This window comes from Rhodococcus sp. 5A-K4, assembly GCF_046097995.1.
Classification (GTDB): Bacteria; Actinomycetota; Actinomycetes; order Mycobacteriales; family Mycobacteriaceae; genus Rhodococcus_F; species Rhodococcus_F erythropolis.
Genome location: NZ_JBJURM010000017.1, coordinates 41,035 through 67,453 on the forward strand (window position 1 = coordinate 41,035; position 26,419 = coordinate 67,453).

25 protein-coding genes are annotated in these 26,419 nt (G+C 63.4%); 6 read left to right on the top strand and 19 right to left on the bottom strand.

From position 1 onward, the window contains the following. Window positions 1-25: 25 nt before the first annotated feature. Window positions 26-523 (top strand): nuclear transport factor 2 family protein, encoded by a 498-nt coding sequence (locus ACKAMS_RS21265; RefSeq protein WP_211916890.1) that lies wholly within the window; start codon window positions 26-28, stop codon window positions 521-523. Continuing rightward, complete coding sequence (locus ACKAMS_RS21270; RefSeq protein ID WP_020907431.1) at window positions 520-1,359, top strand: SDR family NAD(P)-dependent oxidoreductase; 840 nt, start codon at window positions 520-522, stop codon at window positions 1,357-1,359. Before ACKAMS_RS21265 ends, ACKAMS_RS21270 begins: the two co-directional genes overlap by 4 nt. On the opposite strand, the gene ACKAMS_RS21275 is transcribed toward ACKAMS_RS21270, so the two are convergent. Beyond that, complete coding sequence (locus ACKAMS_RS21275) at window positions 1,321-2,277, bottom strand: DMT family transporter (RefSeq protein ID WP_070386731.1); 957 nt, start codon at window positions 2,275-2,277, stop codon at window positions 1,321-1,323. The genes ACKAMS_RS21270 and ACKAMS_RS21275 overlap by 39 nt on opposite strands. A gap of 91 nt (window positions 2,278-2,368) precedes the next feature. Next, window positions 2,369-3,664, bottom strand: coding sequence for an MFS transporter (locus ACKAMS_RS21280; protein ID WP_408989485.1), 1,296 nt, complete (start codon window positions 3,662-3,664; stop codon window positions 2,369-2,371). A gap of 159 nt (window positions 3,665-3,823) precedes the next feature. Between ACKAMS_RS21280 and ACKAMS_RS21285 the strand changes: the two genes are divergently transcribed. Next, window positions 3,824-4,249, top strand: coding sequence for a pyridoxamine 5'-phosphate oxidase family protein (locus tag ACKAMS_RS21285; protein WP_020907428.1), 426 nt, complete (start codon window positions 3,824-3,826; stop codon window positions 4,247-4,249). 76 nt (window positions 4,250-4,325) lie between these two features. Here ACKAMS_RS21285 and ACKAMS_RS21290 read toward each other — a convergent pair whose 3' ends face one another. From ACKAMS_RS21290 to ACKAMS_RS21310, 5 genes are all read right to left on the bottom strand, one after another. Beyond that, on the bottom strand, window positions 4,326-5,105 hold the full coding sequence (locus ACKAMS_RS21290) for a nuclear transport factor 2 family protein (RefSeq protein ID WP_021343990.1): 780 nt from the start codon (window positions 5,103-5,105) through the stop codon (window positions 4,326-4,328). Further along, the gene (locus ACKAMS_RS21295) at window positions 5,102-6,832 is read right to left on the bottom strand and encodes an acyl-CoA dehydrogenase family protein (RefSeq protein WP_408989486.1); all 1,731 of its coding nucleotides are present in this window, start codon (window positions 6,830-6,832) and stop codon (window positions 5,102-5,104) included. Before ACKAMS_RS21295 ends, ACKAMS_RS21290 begins: the two co-directional genes overlap by 4 nt. Window positions 6,833-6,890: 58 nt before the next feature. Then, the gene (locus ACKAMS_RS21300; protein ID WP_408989509.1) at window positions 6,891-7,550 is read right to left on the bottom strand and encodes a rhomboid-like protein; all 660 of its coding nucleotides are present in this window, start codon (window positions 7,548-7,550) and stop codon (window positions 6,891-6,893) included. 22 nt (window positions 7,551-7,572) lie between these two features. Continuing rightward, entirely contained in the window at window positions 7,573-8,244 is a 672-nt protein-coding gene (locus ACKAMS_RS21305; RefSeq protein ID WP_020969392.1) for an O-methyltransferase, read from the bottom strand. Window positions 8,245-8,323: 79 nt separating this feature from the next. Then, window positions 8,324-10,069, bottom strand: a complete 1,746-nt coding sequence (locus tag ACKAMS_RS21310; protein ID WP_408989487.1) for a proline--tRNA ligase — start codon at window positions 10,067-10,069, stop codon at window positions 8,324-8,326. Window positions 10,070-10,124: 55 nt separating this feature from the next. Between ACKAMS_RS21310 and yaaA the strand changes: the two genes are divergently transcribed. Continuing rightward, window positions 10,125-10,868: a peroxide stress protein YaaA gene (gene yaaA, locus ACKAMS_RS21315; protein WP_141487397.1), complete on the top strand. Its 744-nt coding sequence runs from the start codon at window positions 10,125-10,127 to the stop codon at window positions 10,866-10,868. Between the two features lie 12 nt (window positions 10,869-10,880). Here yaaA and ACKAMS_RS21320 read toward each other — a convergent pair whose 3' ends face one another. The 10 genes from ACKAMS_RS21320 to mqo all read right to left on the bottom strand — a co-directional run bounded on the left by ACKAMS_RS21320 (window position 10,881) and on the right by mqo (window position 22,283). Then, on the bottom strand, window positions 10,881-12,389 hold the full coding sequence (locus ACKAMS_RS21320; RefSeq protein ID WP_408989488.1) for a protein adenylyltransferase SelO: 1,509 nt from the start codon (window positions 12,387-12,389) through the stop codon (window positions 10,881-10,883). A 35-nt stretch (window positions 12,390-12,424) separates the two neighbouring features. Continuing rightward, on the bottom strand, window positions 12,425-12,853 hold the full coding sequence (locus ACKAMS_RS21325) for a CBS domain-containing protein (protein ID WP_007735005.1): 429 nt from the start codon (window positions 12,851-12,853) through the stop codon (window positions 12,425-12,427). Between the two features lie 80 nt (window positions 12,854-12,933). Further along, the gene (locus ACKAMS_RS21330) at window positions 12,934-14,430 is read right to left on the bottom strand and encodes an MFS transporter (RefSeq protein WP_020907421.1); all 1,497 of its coding nucleotides are present in this window, start codon (window positions 14,428-14,430) and stop codon (window positions 12,934-12,936) included. Between the two features lie 11 nt (window positions 14,431-14,441). Then, complete coding sequence (gene cobA, locus ACKAMS_RS21335; RefSeq protein ID WP_029255169.1) at window positions 14,442-15,668, bottom strand: uroporphyrinogen-III C-methyltransferase; 1,227 nt, start codon at window positions 15,666-15,668, stop codon at window positions 14,442-14,444. Next, window positions 15,665-16,078 (bottom strand): cobalamin biosynthesis protein, encoded by a 414-nt coding sequence (locus ACKAMS_RS21340; RefSeq protein WP_041814958.1) that lies wholly within the window; start codon window positions 16,076-16,078, stop codon window positions 15,665-15,667. The genes cobA and ACKAMS_RS21340 overlap by 4 nt, the downstream gene beginning before the upstream one ends. Beyond that, the gene (locus ACKAMS_RS21345) at window positions 16,062-17,438 is read right to left on the bottom strand and encodes a cobyrinate a,c-diamide synthase (protein WP_047888845.1); all 1,377 of its coding nucleotides are present in this window, start codon (window positions 17,436-17,438) and stop codon (window positions 16,062-16,064) included. The genes ACKAMS_RS21340 and ACKAMS_RS21345 overlap by 17 nt, the downstream gene beginning before the upstream one ends. After that, window positions 17,432-18,046 (bottom strand): cob(I)yrinic acid a,c-diamide adenosyltransferase, encoded by a 615-nt coding sequence (gene cobO, locus ACKAMS_RS21350; RefSeq protein WP_019748043.1) that lies wholly within the window; start codon window positions 18,044-18,046, stop codon window positions 17,432-17,434. Before cobO ends, ACKAMS_RS21345 begins: the two co-directional genes overlap by 7 nt. Before the next feature lie 21 nt (window positions 18,047-18,067). Then, a complete protein-coding gene (locus ACKAMS_RS21355) occupies window positions 18,068-20,032 on the bottom strand; it encodes a magnesium chelatase subunit D family protein (RefSeq protein WP_408989489.1) in 1,965 nt (654 codons plus the stop codon). A gap of 224 nt (window positions 20,033-20,256) precedes the next feature. Then, window positions 20,257-20,733 carry a GNAT family N-acetyltransferase gene (locus ACKAMS_RS21360; RefSeq protein ID WP_003942808.1) on the bottom strand — a complete coding sequence of 159 codons (477 nt, stop codon included), beginning with the start codon at window positions 20,731-20,733 and terminating at the stop codon, window positions 20,257-20,259. Between the two features lie 11 nt (window positions 20,734-20,744). Beyond that, window positions 20,745-22,283, bottom strand: coding sequence for a malate dehydrogenase (quinone) (gene mqo, locus ACKAMS_RS21365; RefSeq protein ID WP_408989490.1), 1,539 nt, complete (start codon window positions 22,281-22,283; stop codon window positions 20,745-20,747). A 146-nt stretch (window positions 22,284-22,429) separates the two neighbouring features. Between mqo and ACKAMS_RS21370 the strand changes: the two genes are divergently transcribed. Both ACKAMS_RS21370 and mtr read left to right on the top strand, forming a co-directional pair. Beyond that, window positions 22,430-23,479: an alpha/beta hydrolase gene (locus tag ACKAMS_RS21370; RefSeq protein WP_069146005.1), complete on the top strand. Its 1,050-nt coding sequence runs from the start codon at window positions 22,430-22,432 to the stop codon at window positions 23,477-23,479. Next, window positions 23,476-24,852, top strand: a complete 1,377-nt coding sequence (mtr, locus tag ACKAMS_RS21375; protein ID WP_408989491.1) for a mycothione reductase — start codon at window positions 23,476-23,478, stop codon at window positions 24,850-24,852. The genes ACKAMS_RS21370 and mtr overlap by 4 nt, the downstream gene beginning before the upstream one ends. A 77-nt stretch (window positions 24,853-24,929) precedes the next feature. On the opposite strand, the gene ACKAMS_RS21380 is transcribed toward mtr, so the two are convergent. Together ACKAMS_RS21380 and ACKAMS_RS21385 are read right to left on the bottom strand one after the other, a co-directional pair. Continuing rightward, a complete protein-coding gene (locus ACKAMS_RS21380) occupies window positions 24,930-25,475 on the bottom strand; it encodes an alpha/beta fold hydrolase (RefSeq protein WP_003942671.1) in 546 nt (181 codons plus the stop codon). 233 nt (window positions 25,476-25,708) lie between these two features. Beyond that, the gene (locus tag ACKAMS_RS21385) at window positions 25,709-26,338 is read right to left on the bottom strand and encodes a TetR/AcrR family transcriptional regulator (RefSeq protein ID WP_264614413.1); all 630 of its coding nucleotides are present in this window, start codon (window positions 26,336-26,338) and stop codon (window positions 25,709-25,711) included. Window positions 26,339-26,419: the final 81 nt, after the last annotated feature.

Below are 26,419 nucleotides of genomic sequence, written 5' to 3' on the forward strand. Positions count from 1 at the left end.
GAAACCCAGACGAAAAGGACCGACGGTGGATCTCGCACAACGCCTCGACGCGCTCGAACAGGTCGAGGAAATCAAGAAGCTCAAACATGGCTACTGGCGAGCATGTGACGCCAAGGATCCGGTTCGGTTCCGCAACAGCTTCATCCGTTCAGGAGCGTCGATCGACTACGGCCGTCTCGGCGCGTTCGACGACGCCGGGCCGATGGCGGACATCTTCGAGAAGATCGCTCTTCGCAAGGTCGACGGCCGGTACGCGGTACTCGACATGCATCACGGATTGCATCCCGACATCACACTGACCTCGGAGACGTCGGCGGTGGGGCGATGGACTCTGCAGTTCCGCCAGGTCGACACTGTCGGACGCACCGAGAAGTTGATGACCGGCGAATACGACGACAAATACGTGATCGAGGACGGTGTGTGGAAAATGAGTCAATGCCACTTCACGGAGACGTGGTCGATCACCACTCCCCTGTCCCCCGACACTGATATCGCCGAGGGTTCGTTGGGAGGCCCCCGATGACCACGTCGACAAACGGCAAAGTAGCGCTCGTGACCGGCGCGAGTAGGAGCGTCGGTAAAGGCATTGCACTCGCACTGGGAAGCGACGGCTGGACGGTGTACGTGACGGCCCGAGGAACCGTCGGCGCCGACGGCCCACTCGATCGCACCGCGGCGGAGATCACCGAGCGCGGCGGTCACGGCATTGCCGTGCAGTGCGATCACGCCGACGATCAACAGATCGTCGACCTGTTTGCACGCATCGCCGAGGAACAGTCAGGCCGCCTCGATCTTCTGGTCAACAACGTCTGGGCCAACCCGGCGGGCTATGCCGGCTTCGCCGATCCGTTCTGGAAGAGGCCGATCGACGATTGGGATTCGCTGATCGGAATCGGACTGCGCGCCCACTACGTTGCTTCGGTAGAAGCGGCGAAGTTGATGGTCCCCCGGGGCAGTGGAGTGATCGGCAATATCTCGTCATTCGGCACCCGCGGGTACCTGCACTCTGTCCTGTACGGGATGTCGAAGGCAGGTTTGGACAAGATGGCCGCCGACATGGCTGTCGAATTGAAGGGAACCGGCGTCACCGCACTTTCCTTCTGGCTCGGGTTGATCCGCAACGAGCGGATGGAGGCGAGTGGGATCGAGAGCTTCGAAGGCTTCTCACTGGCCGAGGCCGAAACCCCGGAATTCGTCGGCCAAGTCATCACTGCATTGGCCAACGATCCAGAAGTGAACGCGCGCAGCGGTCACACACTGATCACCGCCGAGACGGCCGTCGAGTACGGAATCACCGACGCCAACGGGAAACAACCTGCGTCACACCGCAGTGCCTTCGGTGGCGGCCCGCTTTTCTGAATCATCGGTGGCAGTGGTCGCGTCGCGTGCCGGCACAGCACGCGGCGCTGCCACTCGCGCCTTCAGGGCAAGCCAGGCACACCCGATGACGACGACGCCGCCGGCCACGATCGAGGGTGACAACGCCTCACCGAGTATCAGCGCCGACCAGGCAATGCTGAGCACCGGTTGAACCAACTGTGTTTGGCTCACAGTGGAAATGGGACCGATCGCCAGACCCCGGTACCAGGGAAAGAACCCGAGAAACATACTCACGCATCCCAGGTAGGCAAACGAAAGCCACGAATTCACATCGGCAGAGACCGGAGCCTGGGCCATGGACGCCACCGTCAACGCAATCGTGACCGGCAGTCCGAGAATCAATGCCCAGGCGATCGTCTGCCACGACCCGATCTCGCGGGCCAGCAACGCACCTTCCGAATATGCCAGCGCTGCACAGACAACCGCGGCGAACAGAAGAAGATCAGCGAGATGGAACGAGCCGAGTCCGCCGTTTGCGACGGCCACGAACCCTACGACCGATACCGCGCCGGCGGCGCTCGCCCACCAGAATCCCTTACTGGGACGCTCTTTTCCTCGGACGACGGCAAATACCGCGGTCGCAGCGGGAAGTAGCCCGATCACGACTGCCGCGTGACTCGCCGGCGATGTCTGCAACGCAAACGTGGTGAACAGTGAAAACCCCAGTACCGCACCAACGGTCACGAGTGCGATGCGCAACCACTGCCGAAGCGTCGGAAGCGTCGCGCGAGTAACCGACAGCATCACAATCGCAAGGGCCCCGGCAACGACGGCGCGGCCCGCGCCGACGAACAGGGGGTCGAGATCCGCGACGGCGACCCTCGTGAGCGGAACGGTGAACGAGAACGCCAGAACACCGAGCAAGCCCCACCACAAACCGGATCGAGACGATGGCATCGGTAGCGGTGCCCGTGACGTGACGATAGCGCTACTCTTCATACTCATATTCAACGATAGCAGTAGCGCACCAACCTGCGAAACTGGAATTTCAGGCGCGAACCCGTGTGCAGGAGATCGAAATTGCACCGAGCAGTCCGACGAGCGCGAAAGCGTAGAAGCCCCACGGCACGGCGTAACCCGCACCCAGGAGAACTCCGCCCAGAATCGGGCCACAGATCGCACCGACCCGGCCGACACCCGCCGACCATCCGAGCGCTGTCGCGCGAATCTGCGGTGGGTGATTGGCGCTCGTGAAGGCGTAGACCAGTACCTGTGCACTGAACACGAAGCATCCGGCGAGGAAGACCATCACGTAGATTCCGAACGACACCTTCACACTCAGAAGCGCCAGGAACAACGCTGCTCCCGTGAACCACACGATTGCTGCGGTACGCGGGCCGATCTTGTTCGCGACGCCCCCGGCGATCAACAGTCCGACGACGGCTCCGGCATTGAGGATCAGAAGGAACGTCAACGAGGCTCCGAGGTTGTAACCGGCTTCGCGCATGATCGTCGGAAGCCACGTGTTCAATCCGTAGACGAGCAGCAAGCCCATGAAACTGGTGATCCAGATGGCGATGCTGTTACGCAGGAACTTCGAAGAGAACAGTGCGCGAACGGGATTGGCGGCTTCGGCGCGCCCAACTTCGGACGTAGGCGCAGCCTCGAGCTCGACACCGTAGCGGGCAGCGATTTCCTCGGCCTCGGCACGCTTTCCGTGAGCGAGAAGGTACGACGGGGATTCCGGCAGATACCGCAACATGAGTGGAATCAGGACGACGGCAGGAAGTGCGCCGACAACGAACATCGCCCGCCAACCGAAAGGTTCGATCACGACGAGCGCCAGCGCGGCGGTGGCAACGGCGCCGACGTGATAGCCGGTCATCAGCATGGTCGACGCAGATCCACCGCCTTGTTTCTTCGAGAATTCGTTGACCAGAGCCAATGCCGTCGGAAGGGCGCCACCCAGTCCCACACCGGCGAGGAAGCGCAGCAGCCCGAAGATGAACGGATTGGGCGCAATTGCGCACAACAGAGTCAGAATCGAGAATGCGGCAACGGCGTACAGCAGCGCGCGGCGTCGACCGATGACGTCAGTGAGAGTGCCGATGACGAGGGCGCCGATGGTCATGCCGATGAGCCCGAAGGTCGAGATCATCGTGATCGTGCCGGTACTCAATCCCCACGCGTCGTAGTCGAGAAGTGAAGGAATGACCGCGCCGAGTACGACCAGATCGAATCCGTCCAGAAGCACAGCTATCCAACACAACGGTGCTACCCACATTGCGGCACGCGCCCCAGGCGAACCGTTGATCGAACTCGATTGCGTATGCGGTGCGGTCATCGGATCCTCGACATTCACTGCTTGTGGGCGTTCGCTACCGGTTCAGATCCAGTAGTCCAGATCGAGATCTGTTCGCATTGCGAACGCATGTTCATAATGAGCACATCGATTGTGTACGGAGTCACAACGCCATGTCAAACGTCGCGGTAATCTCGAGGAATGGCACTCTCCGAAAATGAGCGTGAACAGTTCCTGGCCGAACCCCACATCGGGGCGCTGTCCGTAGCGGACGGCACCGAACGCGGTCCGTTGACCGTCCCGATCTGGTACCTGTACTCACCCGGTGGCAAACCATGGATCCTCACGGGCAAGGATTCGCGAAAGGCTCGACTCATCGAGTCGGCCGGGCATTTCTCGTTGATGGCCGAAAGGCTCGATCCGACAATCCGTTACGTCAGCGTCAGCGGATCCGTCGACAAGATCGTTCCGGGCACCGACGAGATGCTGGTCGAAGTCTCGCGGCGATACCTGACCCCGGACAAGGTCGACGGATATCTCGAATTCGCGCGATCGCAGTTGGGCGAGCAGGTAGCGATCTACATGAATCCGCAGCACTGGCTGTCTGCGGATCTCGGGGCGATCTGACACTTCACCGAAAAGCGAAGGCTCGGCGCGCCGGAGTGGCGCGCCGAGCCTGACCTGCGTTCGAGTGTTCTCGGTATCAGCTCTCGGTGAAGAAGCGCACCCGATTGAGGCGATGACCGCTCGCCTCGAAGCCGAACAGGGCGATGGCCGGTTCCCCGCACACGATTACGCTCGCCGTCACAGTTCGACCGGCAACCAGCATCTTGCTCTTCGTCACGCCGGTGAGCAGAGCGTTGACGTCAGCATTGGACAACTGCGTCCCCGCCGGAAGCTCGACGGGTACCGGCGGCGTTCGACCGACAGCGGCCGCATCGAGGAACCGCGAAGCCGCCTTCTTGCCTTTGTCTCCGACTCCGAAGATGCCGCGCGAGAATCCGAGCGCTCCGCCGATCCCCTGGTTCGAGAGCAGCTGCGGGGTCAACTTCGCGGCAGCCTTCACCCCGGCAACGCCGGCGGTAGCGAGCTGGCTCAGCATCGTTGCCAATTCCCAATGCGCATAGAGGGTTCCGATCCGCAAGGAATCGGGCTCCCCCACCAAGTCGTAGCGCAAATGCATCGGCACGTCGAGGACGACTCCGGTCGACATCTCGGTAGCGAGGCTCAGATCGCGCCACACTGTGCGGCCGCACACGATATCGCGCTCGACGTGGAAGGTGATCGAATTGGGGGCGATGAACGTGTCGTAAAAACTCTCGATCGCCGCCTGCCCGTTATGCGGACGTGAACCTACAGGGTCGTTGATCTGGCCCTCTTCGGCAAACAGCGCAACCCAGGTCGAGCGATCATGCGCGCCGACGGCTTTCGGGGATCCCTCCACGACGGCCATCAACTGCTCACGTACCACCGGCGCGGTCATGCGCGCATCTCGTATGCACCGTCGTACGCCTTGACCTGCTGCCACACCCGGTCGAAGCGTTCACTGTCCACAACAGGCTTCCGCACTGCGGCCAAGGCCCACTTCTGCTGCTCCGGCGTCGACGACGGCTTTCCGTGCAGTGCGATCGCGTATCCCGAGAAGTCGCGAATCTGGAAGTCGAAGATCTGATCGACAACGTCGGCGTCGAGTCCGCTGATCTCGGCCTGCTCGAGAATCAGATGACCGTAGACGACGAGGGAGAACAGGTGCCCGACATTGAGCATGAAATCGAGATCCTTCTGCTGCTGCGCGTCCGGCGCTGCGGCAGTGAGCAATTCGGTGAGTGCGATCGCCTGCTCGTAGAAACGAGCGACGTTCGGGATCGAAGAGTGCTTCTCGTAGACGGGCTTCCACTCGTGGAACTGGATCTTCGCAGCGCCGCGGGTCGGTCCCTGATTCCAGAAGAACTCGTCGTCGGCTGCGTCGTCGCGCGTGACGATCTCCGGGAACTCCGCGGGGTTGAACAGGTAGTTCGGCAAGAACTTGAGGATCAGGCCGACGTTGACGTGGACGGTGCCCTCGAGCTTGGGCAGCGTGCCGATCATCTGCGCTGCTTCACGGAAGTACGTGGACTTCTCGTACCCCTTTGCCGCGATCACGTCGTGCAGCAACCCGACGACCTTTTCACCTTCCGAGGTGACCTTGGCCTTGGTCATGGGATTGAACAGCAGGTAGCGACGGTCTTCGAGGCTGGCGCTGCGGAAGTAGTCGACCGCCCTCGCGCTGAACTGTTTCATCGCGATCAGACGTGAGTACGCGTCGACGAAGGCGGCGCGTACATGGGCGAAGTCGGTGACCGGATTACCGTAGAGAATTCGATTCTGCGCGTGAGTGATTGCTTCGAAGAACGCATGTTCGGTGATCCCGATGGAGCCGGTGCACAGGTTGAACTTTCCGACGTTGACCGTGTTGAGCGCGGCCTCGAATGCGGCGACGCCGGTGTGCAGAATGTCTTCCTCGCGCACCGGGTAGTCGTCGAGGCGGAAATTGCTGACGTACATTTGCCCGCGCAGGACATTGTCCACAAGCTGATAGTTCGGATGTGCACTGTCGGCGACGAAGAACACGTAGCCTTCGGGACCCTCGACGTCGGTACGGCGCCCGAACACAGACACCATTCCGGCTACGTTGCCGTTTCCGATGTAGTACTTCTCGCCGCTCGCGCGGAAGGCGACGTCGCCGTCGGTGGGAGTGAGAAGCATGTCGGTGGAGTACACGTCGGCGCCGTGATCACGCTCGGACAGGCCGAACGCCATGACACCACCGTCGACGAGTTCCTGCGCTGCACGCTTCTTCGCTGCGTCGTTGTCACTCATCCAGATCGGTCCGAGTCCGAGGATCGTGACCTGCCAGGCGTACCAGTAAGCGAGTCCGTAGAAACCGAAGATCTCACTCAAGGCCGCGTTGCGGGCACCGTCCCAACGACGGTTCTCGTCACCGTCGGCGAATGCCGCCGGAGTCTGGAACGTCGCGAACAACTTCTCCTTGCCGACGAACTCGAGAAAGTCGGAGACCCACACTGCGTCGAGGTCGTCCTGAAGCAGTTGCTTCTTGCCGCGCCTCTCGAACCATTCGATGGTGGCTCGCAGCAAACGGCGGGTCTCCGGATCGAACTGAGCGGGGTCGTAAGTATGGGGGTTGAAGAGCAATCCATCGGTGCCAGACACGTCATTACCTTTCGTCGATGACGCTAAACTACCAGCGGGTAACTTTCCGCGGTGCGATTCATGGAAGACCTGCGATTCTTCGCGAATGCCACAGGTCCATCGGATTCCACGTGCCCGCCCGAGCACGCGTGATCGGATAGCACGCCAATCCCAGCAACAACGCAGACATGTGGCCGATGGCGGTGAAATTGGTGGCGAAAATCAGAGGTACACCGTAGAAGACCAACAGCCCCGCGAGATAGACGTATCGCCACGGATCGACGATGCGGTACACCAGAATCCCCATGATGCCGGCCAGACCGTAGCTCACTCCCACGTCGAGAGTGTTGACCGCCGACTCCGCCACGTATCCGTGCCGAATACCTTCGTACAGAACACCTTCGCTGATGTACGTGGCTCCGACGTGGGCGATGGCGACAACACACAGCCACCGCCACGTCCCGAGCCAACGCTCAGCCGTTGCATGAAAGATGGTGAAGAGAACCAGGTATCCCAACCAACCGCCACCTTCGAGCCAGAAGGCACTCGAGAACAGGACTCGTAGCGGGTCTTCGGCCAGGTGATGCAGATTGGTCGAGCGCTTGCCGAGAAAACGCTCCTCGACATTGTCAGGCAGATGCCGCAGGAACAGCGTGGTGAACAGCAGGGCAAGCAACCAGACATAGGTACCGGGAGCACTGCGCACCCATCGCCATGCCGCCTTTGCTGCCCCCAGCATCCTCACCGCTTCGAGTCTGCGCTCACTCGTTCACTACTGCAACGGCAAACCCGTCCCACCCCTTCGAACCCACGGTTTGAATGGCGGTGCCGTCGAGTTTCGGCTCGGCCGCGATCATCTCCAACACCGCTCGACTCGCTTTGACGCGCTCGTCGTCGATATCCGGGTTGGACACATGTCCCCCACGCACCACGTTGTCCACGATGATGACGGTTCCGGGATGCGAAAGGGCCAACGCCCACCGCACGTACTCGGTGTTGTTCTCCTTGTCGGCGTCGATGAAGACCAAGTCGAAAGGTCCCAACTCTTCCTTCGCGATCGACGGGAGGCTGTCGAGCGCCGCCCCGACGCGGACGTCGACACGGTCAGCCAAGCCGGCGCGCTCGATATTCGCCCGAGCGACATCCGCATGAGTGGGATCGAATTCCAGCGTGATGACCTGGCCCGAGGGGCCGACCGCGCGAGCGAGCCAGATCGTGCTGTATCCGCCGAGCGTTCCGATCTCGAGGACATTGCGCGCCAAGCACATTCGCGCCAGAAGGTTGAGGAGCTTGCCCTGGTTCGGCGCCACGTCGATGGGCGGGAGACCGGCCTCGGAGTTGGCGGCGAGTGCCGCGTCGAGAACCGGATCTTCACCTACCAACGTGGAAACGAGATAGCCGTCGACTTCTGCCCAATCCGGTTCGCGTTCCATAGCCACGATTGTGGCAGAAAAGAAGGGCCGCCGCAGACACCTCGGAAGGTGGCTGCGGCGGCCCTGACGACTATTCGAATCAGCCGCGAACTGCGCTGATGATCTCCTCGATCGCCGAGTCGGCGTCGATCTCACGGCTCTCGCCGGTGAAGCGGTCGCGAATCTCGACCTTGCCGTCGGCCCAACCACGGCCGACGACAACGATCAGCGGAACACCGATCAGCTCGGAGTCCTTGAACTTCACGCCAGGCGACGCCTTACGGTCGTCGAGAATCACTTCGAGGCCGGCACGGTCGAGTTGCGCGGCGAGGCCTTCGGCGCCTTCGCGCGCGGTCTCGTCCTTGTTCGCGATGACGAGGTAGACGTCGGCCGGTGAAACCTCGGCAGGCCAGCGCAGACCCTTCTCGTCATGGTGCTGCTCGGCAATGACGGCCACCAGACGCGAGACGCCGACGCCGTACGAACCCATGGTCGGGCGGACGGGCTTGCCGTTCTCGGCGAGGACGTCGACGGTGAAGACGTCGGTGTACTTGCGGCCGAGCTGGAAGACGTGCCCGATCTCGATACCGCGAGCCGAGACCAGCGTGCCGGCTCCGTCGGGAGAGGCGTCGCCGTCACGAACCTCGGCGGCTTCGATGGTTCCGTCAGGGGTGAAGTCGCGACCGGCAACGAGGCCGACCACGTGCTTGCCGTCTTCGTCGGCGCCGGTGATCCAGCTGGTGCCGTCGACGACGCGCGGATCGACAAGGTAGCGAACGCCGTTGGCCCGCAGAGCCTTCGGGCCGATGTAACCCTTGGCCAGGAACGGGTTGTTCTTGAAGTCGGTCTCGGTGATCATCACGAACTCGGCCGGCTCCAGCGAAGCTTCGAGGCGCTTTTCGTCGACCTCACGGTCGCCGGGGATGCCGATACCGAGCAGTTCCCACTCGCCGCCGGGCAGGCGGGTCTTGACCATGATGTTCTTGAGAGTGTCGGCGGCGGTGATCGTGCAGCCGAGGTCGGCACCGTTCGCCCAGTCCACGAGGGTGTCGATGGTGGGTGTGTTCGCGGTGTCGTACACCTTCGCTTCGGGCAGCCCGTCGAACGGAATCGAGTCGGGAACAACAGTCTTGACGGCCTCGACGTTGGCGGCGTAGCCGGATTCGAGGCAGCGTACGTAGGTGTCTTCGCCGATCTCGCTCTCGGCAAGGAACTCCTCGGACGCGCTGCCGCCCATCGCACCGGAGGTGGCCGAGACGATGACGTACTTGACGCCCAGACGCGTGAAGATCTTCTCGTAGGCACCGCGGTGCGCCTGGTACGACTCCGTCAGACCTTCGTCGCTGAGGTCGAAGGAGTACGAATCCTTCATGAGGAACTCGCGACCACGCAGAATGCCCGCACGCGGACGCTCTTCGTCGCGGTACTTGGTCTGCACCTGGTACAGGGTGACCGGGAAGTCCTTGTAGGAGTTGTACTCACCCTTGACCGTCAGAGCAAAGAGCTCCTCGTGGGTCGGGCCGAGCATGTAGTCGTTGCCCTTGCGGTCCTTGAGGCGGAACAGGTTGGGGCCGTACTCGGTCCAGCGGTTCGACGCCTCGTACGGATCGCGCGGGAGCAGAGCAGGCAGCAGAATTTCCTGCCCACCAATGGCATTCATTTCTTCGCGGACAACACGCTCAACCTCGCGCAGCACCCGCAATCCCAGCGGCAACCACGAGTAGACGCCTGGAGCGATACGACGCACGTAGCCGGCACGAACCAGCAATTTGTGGCTGGCAACTTCGGCGTCCGAGGGATCGTCACGCAGGGTACGCAGGAACAGGTGGGACAGACGGGTAATCACGAGGTGTAAGGATAGTCGCCGCAGTCGGCCGAGCGGGCCTCGGTACGGTTACAGCGTGCTTGTACTGCTGCCTCCCTCAGAAACCAAGTCCGACGGCGGCAAGGATGCGCCCCTCGATCTGGCCGAACTGTCGATGCCACAGCTGACCGAAACGCGCGAATTGCTGGTTCAGACGCTGGTCGATCTGGCCGCTGACGTCGAGGCGTCGTGCGAAGCGCTCGGGCTCGGTCCGACGCAAGCAGACGAAGTGGAACGCAACGCCAAGCTGTGGGTGTCCGCGACGCGGCCCGCGCTGCAGCGCTACACCGGGGTGCTCTTCGACGCCCTCGACGCCAAGTCGTTCACCCGCGCCCAGAAGGCCAAGGCTCTCGATCGGATCGCGATCGGCTCCGCTCTGTTCGGTGCAGTCCGTGCGGGAGATCTGATCCCCGCCTACCGCCTTTCCGGCGGGTCCAAGCTGCCCGGGATGGGCACGCTCCGCTCACTGTGGAAGCCGGAGTTGCCGAAGGCCTTGGCGGCCGAAGCCGACGGCCTTGTCATCGATCTACGGTCCGGCACCTACCAAGACCTCGGACCGGTTCCGGACGCACTGATCGCAACGGTCCTCACCGAGAAGCCGGACGGCACCCGCACTGTCGTCAGTCACTTCAACAAGCACCACAAAGGTCTGCTCGCCCGTGCGCTGGTGGTCTCGCGCGGCGAACCGACCGACATCAAGGGTGTTGCGCGGGTGGCGTCGAAGGCGGGCTTGCGCGTCGAAATCGCGTCGGAGCGTGAATTGATCATCCTGACGGATTGATGGCTTCGTCTGTCAAGTGCCACAGAAGGTTTGGAATGTTTCGCTGAAAGACTGCGGAGCCGCCTCGGTGTAGTCAGCCCACTCGTCGCGTCGGTCGAAGGGATGCGTGACCACCTCCAGCAGCTTCTCGAAGGGAGCGAGGTCGCCGTCGGTCGCGGCGCGCAGGGCAGCGTCGAGCCGATGATTACGCGGAATGTACAGCGGGTTGACGCGATCCATCGCGCTCGCGGTCTCCGCGGCCCCGTGTCCGTTTTCGGTCAGGGCTCCCTGCCACCGCTGCAACCAGGGCGCGATGTGCTCCCGTGGCATGAGGTTGTCGAGAGGCACCGAATTTCCGCGCAATTCGTCGGCGAGAGCGCGGAAACTGCCCGTCCAATCAGCACCGTGTTCCGCCAACAACGTCAGCAGATCGTCGACGAGCGCCCGATCGACAAACGGCTGGGCCAGACCGAGCTTTGCCGCGAGACCGGCCGCGTAGTGACCCTCGTAGCGCTCGTCGAAGGTCTCGAGAACTGCTGACGCCGCGGAAATTGCTTCGTCGGGTGTGGAATCGATCAGTGGCAACAGTGTTTCTGCCAAGCGCGCCAGGTTCCACTTCAGTACAGCGGGCTGATTGCCGAATGCATAGCGGCCCCCGTGGTCGATCGAGCTGAACACTGCCGCCGGATCGAACGCGTCGAGGAAGGCGCACGGACCGTAATCGATGGTCTCCCCCGAAATTGTCGTGTTGTCGGTGTTCATGACCCCGTGCACGAAACCGATGAGCATCCACCTCGCCACCAGTGATGCCTGCGCCTCGACCACCGCCTCGAGGAACTTCAGGTAGCGATTGTGTGTACCCGTTGCCGGAAGTTCGGTCAGCTCCGGGTAGTGCCGGGCAATCGCGTAATCGGTGAGCGGCTGCAATACCTCGCCCTGCCGGGCCGCGAACTCGAAGGTCCCAACGCGTAGGTGACTCGACGCGATCCGTGCAAGCACGGCACCGGGTTCTGCGCCGTTGCGGCGAACGTCTCGGCCCGTCGCCACCACCGACAGCGCGCGCGTAGTGGGGACACCGAGGGCATTCATCGCCTCGCTGACGAGATATTCGCGCAGCATCGGCCCTACGACCGCATACCCGTCGCCGCCCCGAGAGAACGGGGTGCGCCCAGAGCCCTTCAGATGCAAGTCCACTCGCTGCCCGTCACTGCTGACGAGTTCGCCGAGTAACAACGCCCGACCGTCCCCGAGAATTGGCGCGTACCCACCGAACTGATGACCCGCATATGCCATCGCCACCGGTGTGGCCCCGACCGGCACCGTCGAACCGGACAGGACGCCGATCCCGTCCACACTTCGCAGCGCTTCTACGTCCAATCTCAACGACGCAGCCAGCTGCTCGTTCAGCACGAGCAACTGCGGGTCGGGCGCGGCAGCACCTTGCCACGGCACCGTCAGAGCGCCGAGTTCGTCGGCGAAGGTGCTCTCGAGGCCGGCCACGATGGTGACCGTGTCTGCTGTGGATTCCTGGAATGCGGCCATCACACGAGAGTAGTCACCGTGCGACAACCTATCGATCAGCCCTGATCGATGTACGACTCGAGCTGATCGCGTTCGCTCTTGAGCTCGTCGATGCGGCTCTTCACCACGTCACCGATACTGACGATGCCGAGGAGGTTGCCGTCCTCGATCACCGGCAGATGCCGGATTCGACGCTCGGTCATGATCGCGGCAATGCTGTCCACTGCGTCTGCCGGAACGCACGTGTACATCAGAGCGGTCATGACCTCGGACACCTGGATCCCGAGAAGGTCCGGGCCACGCTCGTGCAGGCGTCGAACGACATCGCGTTCGGAGATGATGCCGACCACCGCGTCGTCGTCGACCACCACCATGGCTCCGATGTTGTGGCGGGCAAGATCGCACAGCAACCCGTTGACCGTCGTGTGGGCGTCGATCGTGACGATGCTGTTGCCCTTGTTTCGCAATATGTCCGCGATCCGCATCACGGCACCCCGATTCGTCGAGACTCTCGGCACGTCCTGCAACGATCGTATCGGCTAGCGAAGCGGAAAAACAGGACTGATCAGGCGATTCCCTGAGCTGCCTTCTCCGCAGCCTGTGCCTGGGCTACCTGCGAAGGTGTGAACCTGATGCACAGCGCCGCGATACCGGCGAACACCGCGCAGACCGCGCAGCCCACGAGCGCGAAGGTGTATCCCTCTCCGAGTGCGATCAATTGCGCCGGATTCATGTCCGCTGCCTTACCCGAAGTACCGCCGAGCGAGAGCGTCTTCGACGTCGCCATCGCACCGATCACCGACAGCGCCAGAGGTCCACCGAGCGTCTGGGCAACCTGAGCGATGGCCGTCAGCGGGCCGATCTCGGTCTCCGGCACACCGGCGATCGCGCACAGTGGCAAGGGCACCATCGCGAGGCCGATACCGAATCCGATCCCGATCACGGGCACGAACAAGTTGGCGAGGTAGGTGGAATCGGAATCGAGAGTAGATCCGTAGAGGAGTCCGACGATCATGATCACGACGCCGGTGAGGACCAGCCAACGGGGTTGAACCTTCACGGCGAGCTTGGAAGCAACCGACGCGGCGGCGCCCAATCCGAACGCGAACGGAATGAACGCGATACCGGCACGCAACGGCGAATACTGCATGATGTCCTGCACGAACAGTGCGACGAAGGCCGTCATGCTGAACATCGCGCCACCGACGAAGAAGATGGCGAGGAACGTCGCGACACGGTTGCGATCGGCGAACAACGAGAAGGGCAAGAGCGGGTTGTCCGCAGTTCGCTCGACGAAGAGGAAGGCGGCGAGGGCGACCAATCCGGCCGCCAATGCACCGATGACGGCGATACTCCCCCATCCCATTTCCGGGCCTTCGGTGAGAGCAAAAACAACACCGGTACAACCGAGGGTCGCGAGGATCGCGCCGGGGACATCCAAAGCCAGACGCGTCTGATTCGTCTCGCGAAGGGCGCGGAACGCCATGCCGACGAGCGCGATGCCGATCGGGACGTTGATGAGGAAGATCAGACGCCACGACACCTCGGTCAATGCGCCGCCGATGATCAGACCGGCGATCGATCCGACGCCCGTCATGGCGGCAAAAATCGCGATGGCCTGATTACGAGCCGGACCCGCGGCGAAAGTCGTGGCAACAAGTGCGAAGGCGGTGGGCGACGCTACGGCTGCGCCGACACCTTGAAGCGCCCGCGCTGCGATCAACATGCCCTCGTTCAGGGCGAGACCACAGAGCAACGACGCCACCGTGAACAGCGAGACTCCCGCGATGAACATCTTCTTGCGCCCGTACGCGTCACCGAGGCGACCGCCGAGGAGCATGAGCCCACCGAACGCAAGCGCGTACGAGGTCAACACCCAATTACGACCACTGTCGCTCAGCCCGAGGTCTGCCTGCAATGGCGCCAGCGCGAGGTTCGCGACGGTGCCGTCGAGCACCACCATCATCTGCAAACCACTCAGGACGATGATGGCGAGCCCGATGACTCGAGTGGCTACCGGGGCATTCGCCGAAGCGGTTTCAGATGTTGGGGAATCAGACACAAGACTTCACGTTACCCAGCGTCGACGGAAAAGCCCGCGACCGGCCCGATCACGATGATCGCCGGAGGCTTGATCTCCTCGTCTTTGACGCGCTGAGCAACGGTCGCCAGATCGGCCCGAAGTTCACGCTGAGTGCGCAGCGTGCCCTCTTGGATGACGGTGACCGGCGTGGTTGCCGGGCGTCCACCGTCGACGAGTACCTTGGCGAACTGATCGATGCGCTCGACCGCCATGAGCAGCACGATCGTGCCGCGCAACTTGGCCAGTGCCGACCAGTCGACCAGCGAATCCGGATGATCCGGAGCCACGTGCCCACTGACGACGACGAACTCGTGGGTGACACCGCGGTGGGTCACCGGGATGCCCGCGGCCGACGGGACCGAGATCGCGCTCGTGATTCCGGGCACTACGGTCACGGGAACGCCGGCAGCGGCACACGCTTCGAGTTCTTCGTATCCCCGCCCGAAGACGTACGGGTCCCCGCCCTTGAGGCGGACCACGAACTTGCCTGCCTTCGCGTTGTCGATCAGCGCGGCGTTGATGGCCTCCTGAGCCATGGCACGGCCGTACGGGATCTTCGCGGCGTCGATCACCTCGACGTCGGGACCCAGTTCGGCGAGCAACTCCGGCGGAGCCAATCTGTCGGCCACGACGACGTCAGCGCGTGCGAGCAAACGGCGTCCGCGCACGGTGATCAGGTCGGGGTCACCGGGGCCACCACCGACGAGAGCAACGCCCGCAGCGGCCGGCTCGGCCGTATCGGCGAGCACGCCCGACTGAAGACCTTCGACGACCGCGGTGCGGACTGCTGCCGAACGACGGTGATCGCCGCCGGCAAGAATTCCGATACTCATACCGTCGTACTCGGCGCTGGCGGGAGTTACCGCGGTGCCGTGCTTCGCGTTGTCGGCGCGCACGCAGAAGATGTGGCGACGCTCCGCTTCGGCGACGATCGCTGCATTGGTTTCCGGCTCGTCGGTCGAGGCGATGGCATACCACGCACCTTCGAGGTCGCCGTCGGCGTACGGGCGCTCTTCGACCGTGATCTGCCCGGCCGTGGCCATACCTTCGACGGCTGGAGTGAACGCGCGACTGATGACGTGAACACGGGCACCAGAGGCGACCAGCAGTCCGAGTCGGCGCTGAGCCACAGTGCCGCCACCGAACACGACCACGCGTCGATCGGTCAGGTTGAGGCCGACCAAGTAGTTGGTCTCGTCTGCGGTGGACTCGCTCACTCGCACTCCGTTTCGTCGTCAGAATTGTTCAAGCTGGAGGGAACTTTACGGGCCGCCGCCACGGTCACTCCATCCCTGGCAGTCTTGGCCACTAGGAGCGGCCCGCCCCCGGAAGCGAGGATCGCCGCCGCTTCCGCGACGCTTGCCGTCCCGATCGCGTGCTCGACGCGAGTCGACGGTGACGGAACCTGAACTCGCCCAAGTACGTCCGGGTCGAAACTCACAATCGGGACGTTCAGTTCATCGGCGGCAGCGAGCAGAGCTGCAGACGCCGCCTTGCCGGTCGCAGTGGCGAGGACCACGATCCTCGCTCGCTCCTGCAGCACCGCGTTCACCGCAGCGACGATGTCCTTCGCGGTGGCGCTCGTCGTGAATCCAACGCCTATACAGAGGTCATCCCCGTGCGGCATCGACGAACTTCGCGATCGATTGGGGCTGCCCCACCGGATGAGTGTGGAGATACGACGCGTGGACGCCGCCGCGAACAAATCCTTCGCGGACACTGCCGCCGTCCCAGGGCCGCCATCCCCACGCACTTCCGCAACCGTCCGCGTCTGCCGAGACGAGAGACGTTCGGTGGAACTCGTGACCGGTGACGCGGGAGCCTGCGTCGAAGAGGGTGGAGTCGCTGATCGCCACTGCTTCGCGGTACCCGAGGGTCAGGCGTTTCCCGAATGTGGCATCCACCCCGACAACACCGGCCATGCTGTGACCGTCCAAGCTGCGAGCGAGGTAGAGCAGACCGGCACACTCGGCGTGGATCGGTGCGCCGCCGTCCGCCAGGTCACGAACCTGCTGCAGCAGAACGGTATTGGCCGCGAGGTCCACCGCATGCTCTTCCGGGAACCCGCCAGGAAGGACAAGAGCAGCAGTTCCCGCGGGAAGCTCGTCCCGCAACGGGTCGAACACCTGCACGTCCGCGCCGGCAGCAGTCAGGAGTTCACGGTGCTCGGCATAGCCGAAGGTGAAGGCAGGGCCGCCCGCCATGGCAACCACGGGACGAGACTCGGCATGTGCGCCGACCTCGGCAACCGGATCCCATGCAGCTGCACCCACGTTCGAGGCGGCCAGTGCACGAACAGCATCCAGTTCGACGTGCGAGGCAATCAAGTCGGACATCGCGTCCACTGCGGCCACAGCGGCGGCGCCGTGCTCGGCCGCCGGAATCAGACCGAGGTGCCGGGAGGGAACTTCTAGTTCCGTCAACCGTGGCACAACTCCGAGCACTGCGACGCCGACCTTGTCGCACGCATGACGCAACACCTGCTCGTGACGAGCGCTCCCGACGCGATTGAGAATGACGCCGCCGATGCGCACACCTGCGTCGTAGGTCGCGAAGCCGTGGAGTACGGCGGCCAGACTCTGACTGTGCCCACGGGCGTCGATCACGAGGATTACCGGCGAACCGAGGATCGACGCGACCTGCGCCGTCGATCCCTCCGCCGACGGCTGCGAGTTGGCCTCGTCGATCTTTCCGTCGAACAGACCCATGACGCCTTCGACCACGGCGATGTCACAGCCGGCGGTTCCATGCCGGTAGAGCGGTCCGATGCGATCCGGGCCGACCAGAACAGTGTCGAGGTTGCGTCCGGGCCGCCCTGCCGCGAGTCCGTGATAACCCGGGTCGATGTAGTCCGGCCCCACTTTGAAGGGTGCAACGCTGCTTCCGGACCGTCGCAGCGCGCCGATCAATCCCGTTGCCACCGTGGTCTTTCCGCTACCCGAGGCAGGAGCGGCGATCACCACGGCCGGAGTGGAAGGACTTACCATTCGATGCCCCGTTGACCCTTTCGGCCGGCATCCATCGGGTGCTTGATCTTCGTCATCTCGGTCACGAGGTCGGCGGCGTCGATCAGTGCCTGCGGGGCATCACGCCCCGTGATGACGACATGCTGGTTGCCTGGGCGATCGCGCAGTGTCTGCACCACCTCGTCCACGTCCACCCAACCCCACTTGAGCGGGTACGTGAACTCGTCGAGGACATAGAATCGATGCTCCTCGCCTGCAAGCCTTCTCGCGATCTCCTGCCAACCCTCCGCAGCGGCAGCAGCATGATCTTCCTCGCTACCGGCCTTGCGTGTCCATGACCAACCTTCGCCCATCTTGTGCCACTGCACCGGCCCACCGACGCCGGTTTCGTCATGCAGGTTTCCGAGCGCGCGGAACGCGGCTTCCTCGCCGACCTTCCACTTGGCGCTCTTCACGAACTGGAACACGCCGATGTCGAACCCCTGATTCCAGGCACGCAGCGCCATGCCGAAAGCGGCGGTGGACTTACCCTTTCCCGGGCCGGTGTGCACGGCAAGTACCGGCGCGTTACGACGCTGACGCGTGGTCAGACCGTCGTCGGGAACTGTCTCGGGAACACCCTTGGGCATCGTGAACTCCTGAGCTGGGATCTAGGCTGCGGCGCGGACGACACCCGCGACCTGCTGCGCTGACAATTCGGCAAGGCGGACGTAACCGCCACGTAGTTCTCGGGCCAACTCGGCTGCCAGCCCCAGACGCACGAGGCCGGTCTCGCAGTCGACGACGATGGAAGCGACGGACGCGTCGGCAAGAAGATGCGCGGCGACGCGGGCGCGGTGCAGCGCGTCCTTGCCTCCGGTAGCCCGGCCGTCGGTGAGCGTGACGACGAGGGCGCGGCGCTGCGGGTCACGAAGCCGTTCACGCAGAACCACTTCGCGAGCACGCAGGAATCCCTCTGCGAGTGGGGATTTGCCGCCGGTACGCATCGACTGCAGGCGACGGACGGCGATGTCCACCGAAGAGGTCGGCGGCAGTACGAGCTCTGCTTCACGACCACGGACAGTGATGACCGCGACCTTGTCGCGGCGCTGATAGGCGTCGCGGAGCAACGAGACAACCGCACCGGTGACCGCGGAGAGGCGGTCGCGTGCTGCCATCGACCCCGACGCGTCGACAACGAAGACGATCAGATTGCCTTCTCGCCCTTCACGAATCGCGCCGCGGAGATCAGCAGGTGCCAGCCGCAGCCGTCCAGCAGTGCGACCACGGGCAACTTGAGACTCGGCTGCGGCGAAGACCGTGCTCGTCAGATGCAATCCGTGGCCACGTTCCCGCGTGGACCGCACGACTCGTCCACGCGGCGACATGGACCGCGAGCGGCGTCCCGGTGCACCTTCGCCGACACCAGGAACCTCGAGGAGCTTGGCCTTGAATTCGCCGGCCGGTGGCGCCGAGGGGCGATCGGTAGCGCGTACTCCCCCACCAGGTCCGTCAGGGTCTTCCGGGCCGTCGTCGTCCGGACCCTCGTCGTCAGGACCGCCCTCTTCGGGGCCACCATCTTCCGGGCCACGGTCTTCGTCAGGGCCACGGTCTTCGGGATTCTCGGGAGGTTCGGGCTCTCCGTCGCGCGCGTCGTCCTCTACCTGCGACTGGGCGTCCTGATCGGCCTGCTCGAGTGCATCGTCCAACTGCTGCTGATCCAAGCCGGGCTCGTCGAACGGATCGCGGCGGCGGCGGTGCGGCAGCGTCAGTTCCGCAGCCACTCGCACGTCCTCCGCAGTGACCTCACTGTCGCCTCGCCAGGCAGCGTGGGCGGTCGCGGTGCGCGCCAGCACCAGGTCCGCGCGCATACCGTCGACGTCGAACGACGCACACAGTGAGGCGATTCGACGCAGCTCGCGGTTGCTCAGCTCGACCGAGTCCAGTTTCTCACGCGCCGTGCGGATTTCGGCCGCGAGCTCCTCATCGGCGGATTCGTACCGAGCGACAAACGCCTCGGGGTCGCGCTCGTAGTCGAGCCGGCGACGCACCACTTCCATGCGTACGTCGACGTCGCGGGAAGCTGCGACATCGACCGCCAGTCCGAAACGGTCCAACAGCTGCGGACGCAGTTCTCCCTCTTCGGGATTCATCGTGCCGACGAGTACGAATTTAGCCGGGTGCGAATGGGAGATTCCGTCACGCTCGATGTGAACGCGACCCATCGCCGCGGCGTCGAGAAGCACGTCGACCAGGTGGTCGTGAAGCAGATTCACCTCGTCGACGTACAGAACTCCCTGGTGAGCCGCGGCGAGCAGTCCAGGTTGGAAAGCGCGCTCACCGTCGCGGAGAACCTTCTCGAGGTCGATGGACCCGATCACTCGGTCCTCGGTGGCGCCGACGGGCAGTTCCACCAAGCGGGCCGGTCGTGTCGTTCCGGCGTCGTCGACCGCGGGCAGCAGCGCAGTCAGCGCGCGCACGACCGTCGACTTGGCAGTTCCCTTCTCACCGCGGACCAGGACTCCACCGATCCCCGGATGCACAGCACACAGAATCAGCGCCAACCGCAATTGATCCTGGCCGACCACAGCACTGAACGGGAAGCCCGCCACTGGTCGATCTTCTTCACTTCGCACGTCGATATCCCTCCACCTCTCGGTTTCCTCGCCGAGAATTTGGCTGCACTCGAATGTCGCGGCAACCTGGCTGAGATCTCCCGGTCAGTCGGTAGAGGAGAGATCTTTCACAGTGGCGGGACCGCGCCTGGATCGAACAGGACTTCCCCGCGAACATTCGGTATCGAAAAAACCCTAGTCGGCTCGCTTTTCCACGAGCCGACCAGGGTCAAATCTCCGACAAACTAGCTGACAGCCACGAAAGGCTCTCCCCCGCCACGGCGCATCGGGGTGTGCGGGATGCCGTCTTCGATGAACTCTTCGCCGTCAGCCTTGAATCCGTGCTTGGCGTACATCTCGACCAGGTAGGTCTGGGCGTTGATCCGACACGGCGCTTCGCCGACCTCGGCAAGTGCGGCCTGCAGGAGGCGGGTCGTGTGGCCCTGGCCGCGAGCCTGACGCGACGTGCAGAGACGCCCGATTCGGAAACTCTTGTTTCCGTCGTCGTGCTCTTCGAGCAGACGGAGTGTGCACACCACCTGGCCGTCCTGCTCGAGCCAGAAGTGGCGGGTTTCCGTCAGCAGGTCCCGCCCGTCCAACTCGGGATACGGGCAGGCCTGCTCGACGACAAAGACCTCCACTCGAAGCTTCAACAACTCGTAGAAGGTCTTGTTGTCGAGGTCGAGTGCCCATGAACGCTTCAAAGCTGCTGTTGCCGTCATGGGTTGGACTATCACACAGTCGCGGCGGTATCCGCGACCGGAGCCGATTCGGAAGCACCGGCAGAATCGAGCTCGAGAACCTTCGAGGACCAATCCCAGACCTGGTTGAACAGGCCCTCGTTGTCAGTGAGTTTGACGCCGATGGACGGAACCATCTCGCGAAGCTTGCCCTTCCAACCCTGGAACTCGGTCGGGAAGCAACGCTCGAGCACGTCCAGCATCGCCGGAACGGCCGTCGACGCACCAGGCGAAGCACCGAGCAGGCCGGCGATGGAACCGTCCTCAGCGGCGACCACAGCGGTGCCGAATTCGAGAACACCACCCTTGCCCTTGGCCCGGCGGATCACCTGGACACGCTGGCCGGCGGTGATGAGTTCCCAGTCCTGCGCCTGCGCCTTGGGCGCGAATTCACGCAGATCCCAGATGCGACCGGCTTCGTTCTTGGCGAGCTCGCTGACCAGGTACTTGACCAGGCCGAGCTCGCTGACACCGACGCCGAGCATCGAGAGGATGTTGTTCGGCTTGACCGAGCCGGGCAGGTCCGTGACGCGACCCTGCTTGAGGAACTTCGGCGACCAACCGGCGTACGGGCCGAACAGCAGACCCGGCTTGTTGCCGATGACACGGGTGTCGAGGTGAGGCACCGACATGGGCGGGGCGCCGACAGCAGCCTTGCCGTAGACCTTGGCGCTGTGCTGGTCGATGAGTTCGGGGTTGGTGCAGCGCAGGAAAGCGCCGCTGACCGGGAAGCCGCCGAAGCCCTTGGCTTCCTTGATGCCCGACTTCTGCAGCAGGTGCAGGGCGCCGCCACCGGCACCGACGAACACGAAGCGCGAGCGAACGGTGCGCTTTTCGCCGGTGCGACGGTTGGTGACCTTGACGGTCCAGGACTTGTCCGAGTTCTGGGTCAGGTTGGTGACCTCGTGGCCGAAGTACATCTTGCCGCCGGTCTTACCGATGTAGCCGATGAGCTGCTTGGTGAGCGCTCCGAAATCGACGTCGGTGCCGTCTTGGCTCCAGTTCAGGGCGATGGGATCCGAGAAGTCGCGTCCCTTGGCCATGAGTGGCAAACGCTTGCTGAACTCGGCCGGATCGTCGATGTATTCCATGCCGCGGAAGAGCGTGTGGCCGGCAAGTGCGTCGTAGCGAGCACGCAAGTACTTGGCGTTGGCCTCACCGTGAACGAAGCTCACGTGTGGGATGGGGTTGATGAATTCCTTGGGCTGGGTCAGGACGCCCTGCTCGACCGCGTGTGCCCAGAACTGGCGGGACACCTGGAACTGCTCGTTGACGTTGACGGCCTTCTTGATGTCGACCGTGCCGTCGGAGTTCTCCGGGGTGTAATTGAGCTCACACAGGGCGGAGTGACCGGTTCCCGCGTTGTTCCAGGGGTCGCTGCTCTCGGCTGCAACGGCATCGAGCCGCTCGAAGGTCGAGATCGACCAATCGGGCTGCAGCTGGCGCAACAATGCACCCAGCGTGGCGCTCATGATGCCTGCGCCCACGAGCACTACATCCGTCTTCGTCTCTACCGCGTTCTGATTCGACACTGGAGAATCGACTTCCTTGTCATTAGCCGTGCGCGCATCCGCCTGCTGTGTTACGCCGAATAGGTTACCCGTGCGTACTCGCGCGGTTCACCACCCCCAATTGTGCTCTACAACGCGCACCCGAAACGACGATTAGATTGTGATTTGTGACTACTTGGGTTCCAGACGTCCTCGGTGACGGATATCAGCAGCTGACGATCCCGCTCGGAACGGATCCGGACGGCGAAGGCGAGGTGGACGCAACACTGGTCCGCTATCAACCGCGGAAGGAGGCGGTGAAGACACGTCGTGCCGTCTTGTACGTGCACGGATTCACCGACTACTTCTTCCAGAAGCACCTGGCCGAGCATTTTGCCGAGCAGGGCTACGCATTCTTCGCACTCGACTTGCGCAAGTGCGGGCGATCCCTCAAGCCGGGACACACGGCGCACTACGTCTCCGACCTTGCGCTCTACGACGCCGAACTGAACGAGGCGCTGCGCATCGTCCGCAGCGAGACCGACGGGAGCGAGGTGCTGCTCATGGCGCACTCGACCGGCGGTCTGATCGTCCCGCTGTGGCTGAACCGTTTGCAGCGCAAGCCCGGTGGCAGCGACGGCGCCGGAATCTGCGGGCTGGTGCTCAACAGTCCCTGGTTCGATCTTCAGGGCCCCTCGGTGGTGCGTAACGTGGGAACCACCGCGATCGACGCCCTCGGACGGGTATCGGCGAAGACGGTGATCCCGGGAACCGGACTACCGACTTACGGTTCCAGCCTTCATGTTTCGGCAAACGGAGTGTGGGACTACAACCTCGACTGGAAGCCGCTGGCCGGCTGCCCCGTCACCTTCGGCTGGATGCGGGCCGTCCGAGCGGGTCACGCGAAACTTCACCGCGGCCTCGACATCGGAGTGCCTGCGCTGATTCTGCGCTCGAAGAAGTCGCAGTTCGCCAAGGCGTACAACCCGAGCGTCGACCTCGCCGATTCCGTTCTCGACGTCAAGCAGATCGCACGCTGGGCGGGTTGCCTAGGCGATCGCACCACCATCGTCCCGATCGACGGCGCCCGTCACGACGTGTTTCTTTCGACCGAGAAGCCCTTGGCCACAGCCTTTTCCGAACTCGACCTGTGGCTGGAGTGGCTCGACGGCCACCTCACTCAGGCCGCAGAAAGTTCGGCAAGCACAGCAAGCAACACACAGGAGATCGCGCAGTGACGCACTACGACCTTGCAATCATCGGCAGCGGATCCGGAAACTCGCTGCCCGACGAGCGGTTCGACGGCAAGAAGATCGCAATCCTCGAAGAGGGCACCTTCGGCGGAACGTGTCTCAATGTCGGGTGTATCCCGACCAAGATGTTCGTCTACGCCGCCGAGGTGGCACGCACCATCACCACTGCCGAGAAGTACGGCGTCGACGCCACGCTCGACGGCGTCCGTTGGTCCGACATCGTCAAGCGTGTCTTCGGCCGCATCGATCCCATTTCTGCAGGTGGTGAGCGGTACCGCAGCGAAGACAGTCCCAACACCACCGTCTACCGCGGCCACGCCACGTTCACCGGCGACAAGACGATCGACACCGGAACCGGAGAGACGATCACCGCCGACCAGGTGGTCATCGCAGCCGGTTCGCGTCCGATCATCCCGGACGAGATCGCGTCGAGTGGTGTGAAGTACTACACCAACGAAGACATCATGCGACTGCCCGAACTTCCCGAGCACCTGGTGATCGTCGGCTCCGGATTCATCGCCACCGAGTTCGCACACGTGTTCTCCGCGTTGGGTTCTCGCGTTTCGATCATCGGTCGCAGCCAGAGACTGCTGCGGCACCTCGACGACGAGATCTCCGAGCGCTTCACCGAGTTGGCCGAACAGAAGTGGGACGTCCATCTGGGCTCCCCCCTCACGTCGGTACGCGGCGACGGCGACAACATCGCCGTCGAACTGGCAAACGGCACAGTCGTTTCCGGTGACGTCCTTCTCGTAGCAGTGGGCCGCCAGCCCAACGGCGATCTACTCGGTCTCGACAAGGCCGGCGTCGAACTCGACGACAAGGGCTCGATCGTGGTCGACGAATACCAACGCACCACCGCCGAGGGCGTCTTCGCACTCGGTGACGTCTCGTCGCCGTACCAGCTCAAGCACGTCGCCAACCATGAAGCGCGCGTTGTTCAGCACAACCTGCTCCAGGACGCTTGGAAGGACACGTCCGGGCTTCGCAGCACCGATCACCGCTTCGTGCCGGCAGCCGTGTTCACCGACCCGCAGATCGCCGACGTCGGAATGACGGAGAAGCAGGCTCGCGACGCCGGACTCGACATCACCGTCAAGGTGCAGGCATACGGCGACGTCGCGTACGGCTGGGCGATGGAGGATCAGGAAGACATCTGCAAGGTGATCGCCGAGCGCGGCACCGGACGCATCCTGGGTGCCCACGTCATGGGTACGCAGGCTCCGACCGTCATCCAGCCGCTCATTCAGGCGATGAGCTTTGGTTTGTCAGCTCAGGACATGGCACGCGGCCAGTACTGGATCCACCCGGCCCTGGCCGAAGTGGTCGAGAACGCGCTGCTCGGCCTCGACATCTGAGCCCCGCAGCCCTAATGACGCCGAAAAGGCGGGCACTCCGCACAGTGGGAGTGCCCGCCTTTTCGTAGGTCAGAGTTTCACCAGGGGCTGGTACGCAGCACGATCTCGGTTGCGAGTTCGGCCGGTGCCGACTTGACGACGTCGTCGACACCCGGAAGTTCCGTCACGCGGAAGTCGGAGTACACGAAACGACCGCTGGCGTCGGCGATGGCCCGACCTCCACTGCCCACGACTACGGTGGTCGGAACCTCGACCGGCGGTACGCCGGCAATATCGCTGGCCGACGGATGTCCACGGTCCACGGCGATCAAACTCGCGAAGCGGCCGAACTGACGTGCAGCCAACAGCCACGCGAGATCGGCGCCCTCCCGGTGACCGACCAGGTTCACCCAGGCGATGTTCAACTCGTCCAGAAGTACCACTGCCGAGGTCTCGTCGAGATTCTCGATCGATTCCACCGCGACGGTCCGCAGATCCGAATGGTGCAGTCGCTCACACACATCGTCGTACAAGTCGACGGGGTCGCCCTTGCCGGGGAGCAGGAGTACCGCATGCTTGCTGACCGGCCCGTCGATCCGAACGGTGCACGAACCACTGCCCACCGCTACTCGAGTCAATTCCATGTCTGGAAACGGTACGCGATCCACACTGTGGAGGACCCTGGAGTCGACAGAAGTATGACCACTCATACATTCTCACCACCGCCGGCGAGTCCGATTTGTTCGCTCTGCACCGCCTCTCCCCTGAGCGAAAGTGGCTTTCGGCGCATCTGAGGCGACGGACGTACCGTTCGCTCGAGGTGGGGAGTGGGCGAAGCACCGAGCGTCTGACCGGAGGAAGCGCCTCGGTCAGCCCCTCACTGCCGGCTGATCTCGGTTCCCGTCGACGTAACCAGCAGAACCAGTGCGTCCGCAGTGCGCGTGCAGAACGCGTCACCGTCCGCGAGGCCACTCGTGAGGCCCCGCACGATGGTGGTTGCAACGAGAATGTCGAAGGCCACATCGGCGGTCGACACGATTTCCGCGTCGGACCGCTCGGGAAATTCGACACGCACGCGCTCGGCGAGTGCGAGCCGGGCCGGGTCTTCCGATCTCCGAACCAGTTGTTCGTAGGCGCCGTCTTCTTGATGGTAGGCCGACAGCAGGCCGGGAATCGCTGCGCGCGTTGCCGGTTCGGCAACTCTCGCAAGGAACCATCTCGTCCAGGCTTGCATGTCGTCACGCAAATTCGACGTGGTCACCGGTAGCGCCGCATCCTGCATTCCGAAGACCGCATCCTCGATGATGGATTCCTTGGTCGCCCAGCGCCGATAGATTGCCGCGGTGCCCAGTTGAGCCCGTCGCGCGATGGCTGTGATCGTGGTCTTCTGGTAACCCTGCTCCGCCAGCAACTCGCGGGCGGCGGTGAGGATGGCGTCGTCCACCTGCGGATCTCGAGGGCGCCCCACTCCGACGGTGCCGATACGTCGATCTCTGCGTTCGTCCACAACTGCGGACAGTACCCGACCGGTTTCGCCGAAAACCATTACGTTGCGTAGCGCTCCGTAATAGATTGTGAACACCCCACT

Coding starts and splice junctions, on each gene's coding strand:
- ACKAMS_RS21270 (WP_020907431.1), top strand. CDS start 520: ATGACCACGTCGACAAACGGCAAAGTAGCGCTCGTGACCGGCGCGAGT.
- ACKAMS_RS21275 (WP_070386731.1), bottom strand. CDS start 2,277: ATGCCATCGTCTCGATCCGGTTTGTGGTGGGGCTTGCTCGGTGTTCTG.
- ACKAMS_RS21280 (WP_408989485.1), bottom strand. CDS start 3,664: ATGACCGCACCGCATACGCAATCGAGTTCGATCAACGGTTCGCCTGGG.
- ACKAMS_RS21285 (WP_020907428.1), top strand. CDS start 3,824: ATGGCACTCTCCGAAAATGAGCGTGAACAGTTCCTGGCCGAACCCCAC.
- ACKAMS_RS21290 (WP_021343990.1), bottom strand. CDS start 5,105: ATGACCGCGCCGGTGGTACGTGAGCAGTTGATGGCCGTCGTGGAGGGA.
- ACKAMS_RS21300 (WP_408989509.1), bottom strand. CDS start 7,550: ATGCTGGGGGCAGCAAAGGCGGCATGGCGATGGGTGCGCAGTGCTCCC.
- ACKAMS_RS21305 (WP_020969392.1), bottom strand. CDS start 8,244: ATGGAACGCGAACCGGATTGGGCAGAAGTCGACGGCTATCTCGTTTCC.
- ACKAMS_RS21320 (WP_408989488.1), bottom strand. CDS start 12,389: ATGGCCGCATTCCAGGAATCCACAGCAGACACGGTCACCATCGTGGCC.
- ACKAMS_RS21325 (WP_007735005.1), bottom strand. CDS start 12,853: ATGCGGATCGCGGACATATTGCGAAACAAGGGCAACAGCATCGTCACG.
- ACKAMS_RS21340 (WP_041814958.1), bottom strand. CDS start 16,078: ATGCCGCACGGGGATGACCTCTGTATAGGCGTTGGATTCACGACGAGC.
- ACKAMS_RS21345 (WP_047888845.1), bottom strand. CDS start 17,438: ATGGTAAGTCCTTCCACTCCGGCCGTGGTGATCGCCGCTCCTGCCTCG.
- cobO (WP_019748043.1), bottom strand. CDS start 18,046: ATGCCCAAGGGTGTTCCCGAGACAGTTCCCGACGACGGTCTGACCACG.
- ACKAMS_RS21360 (WP_003942808.1), bottom strand. CDS start 20,733: ATGACGGCAACAGCAGCTTTGAAGCGTTCATGGGCACTCGACCTCGAC.
- ACKAMS_RS21380 (WP_003942671.1), bottom strand. CDS start 25,475: ATGGAATTGACTCGAGTAGCGGTGGGCAGTGGTTCGTGCACCGTTCGG.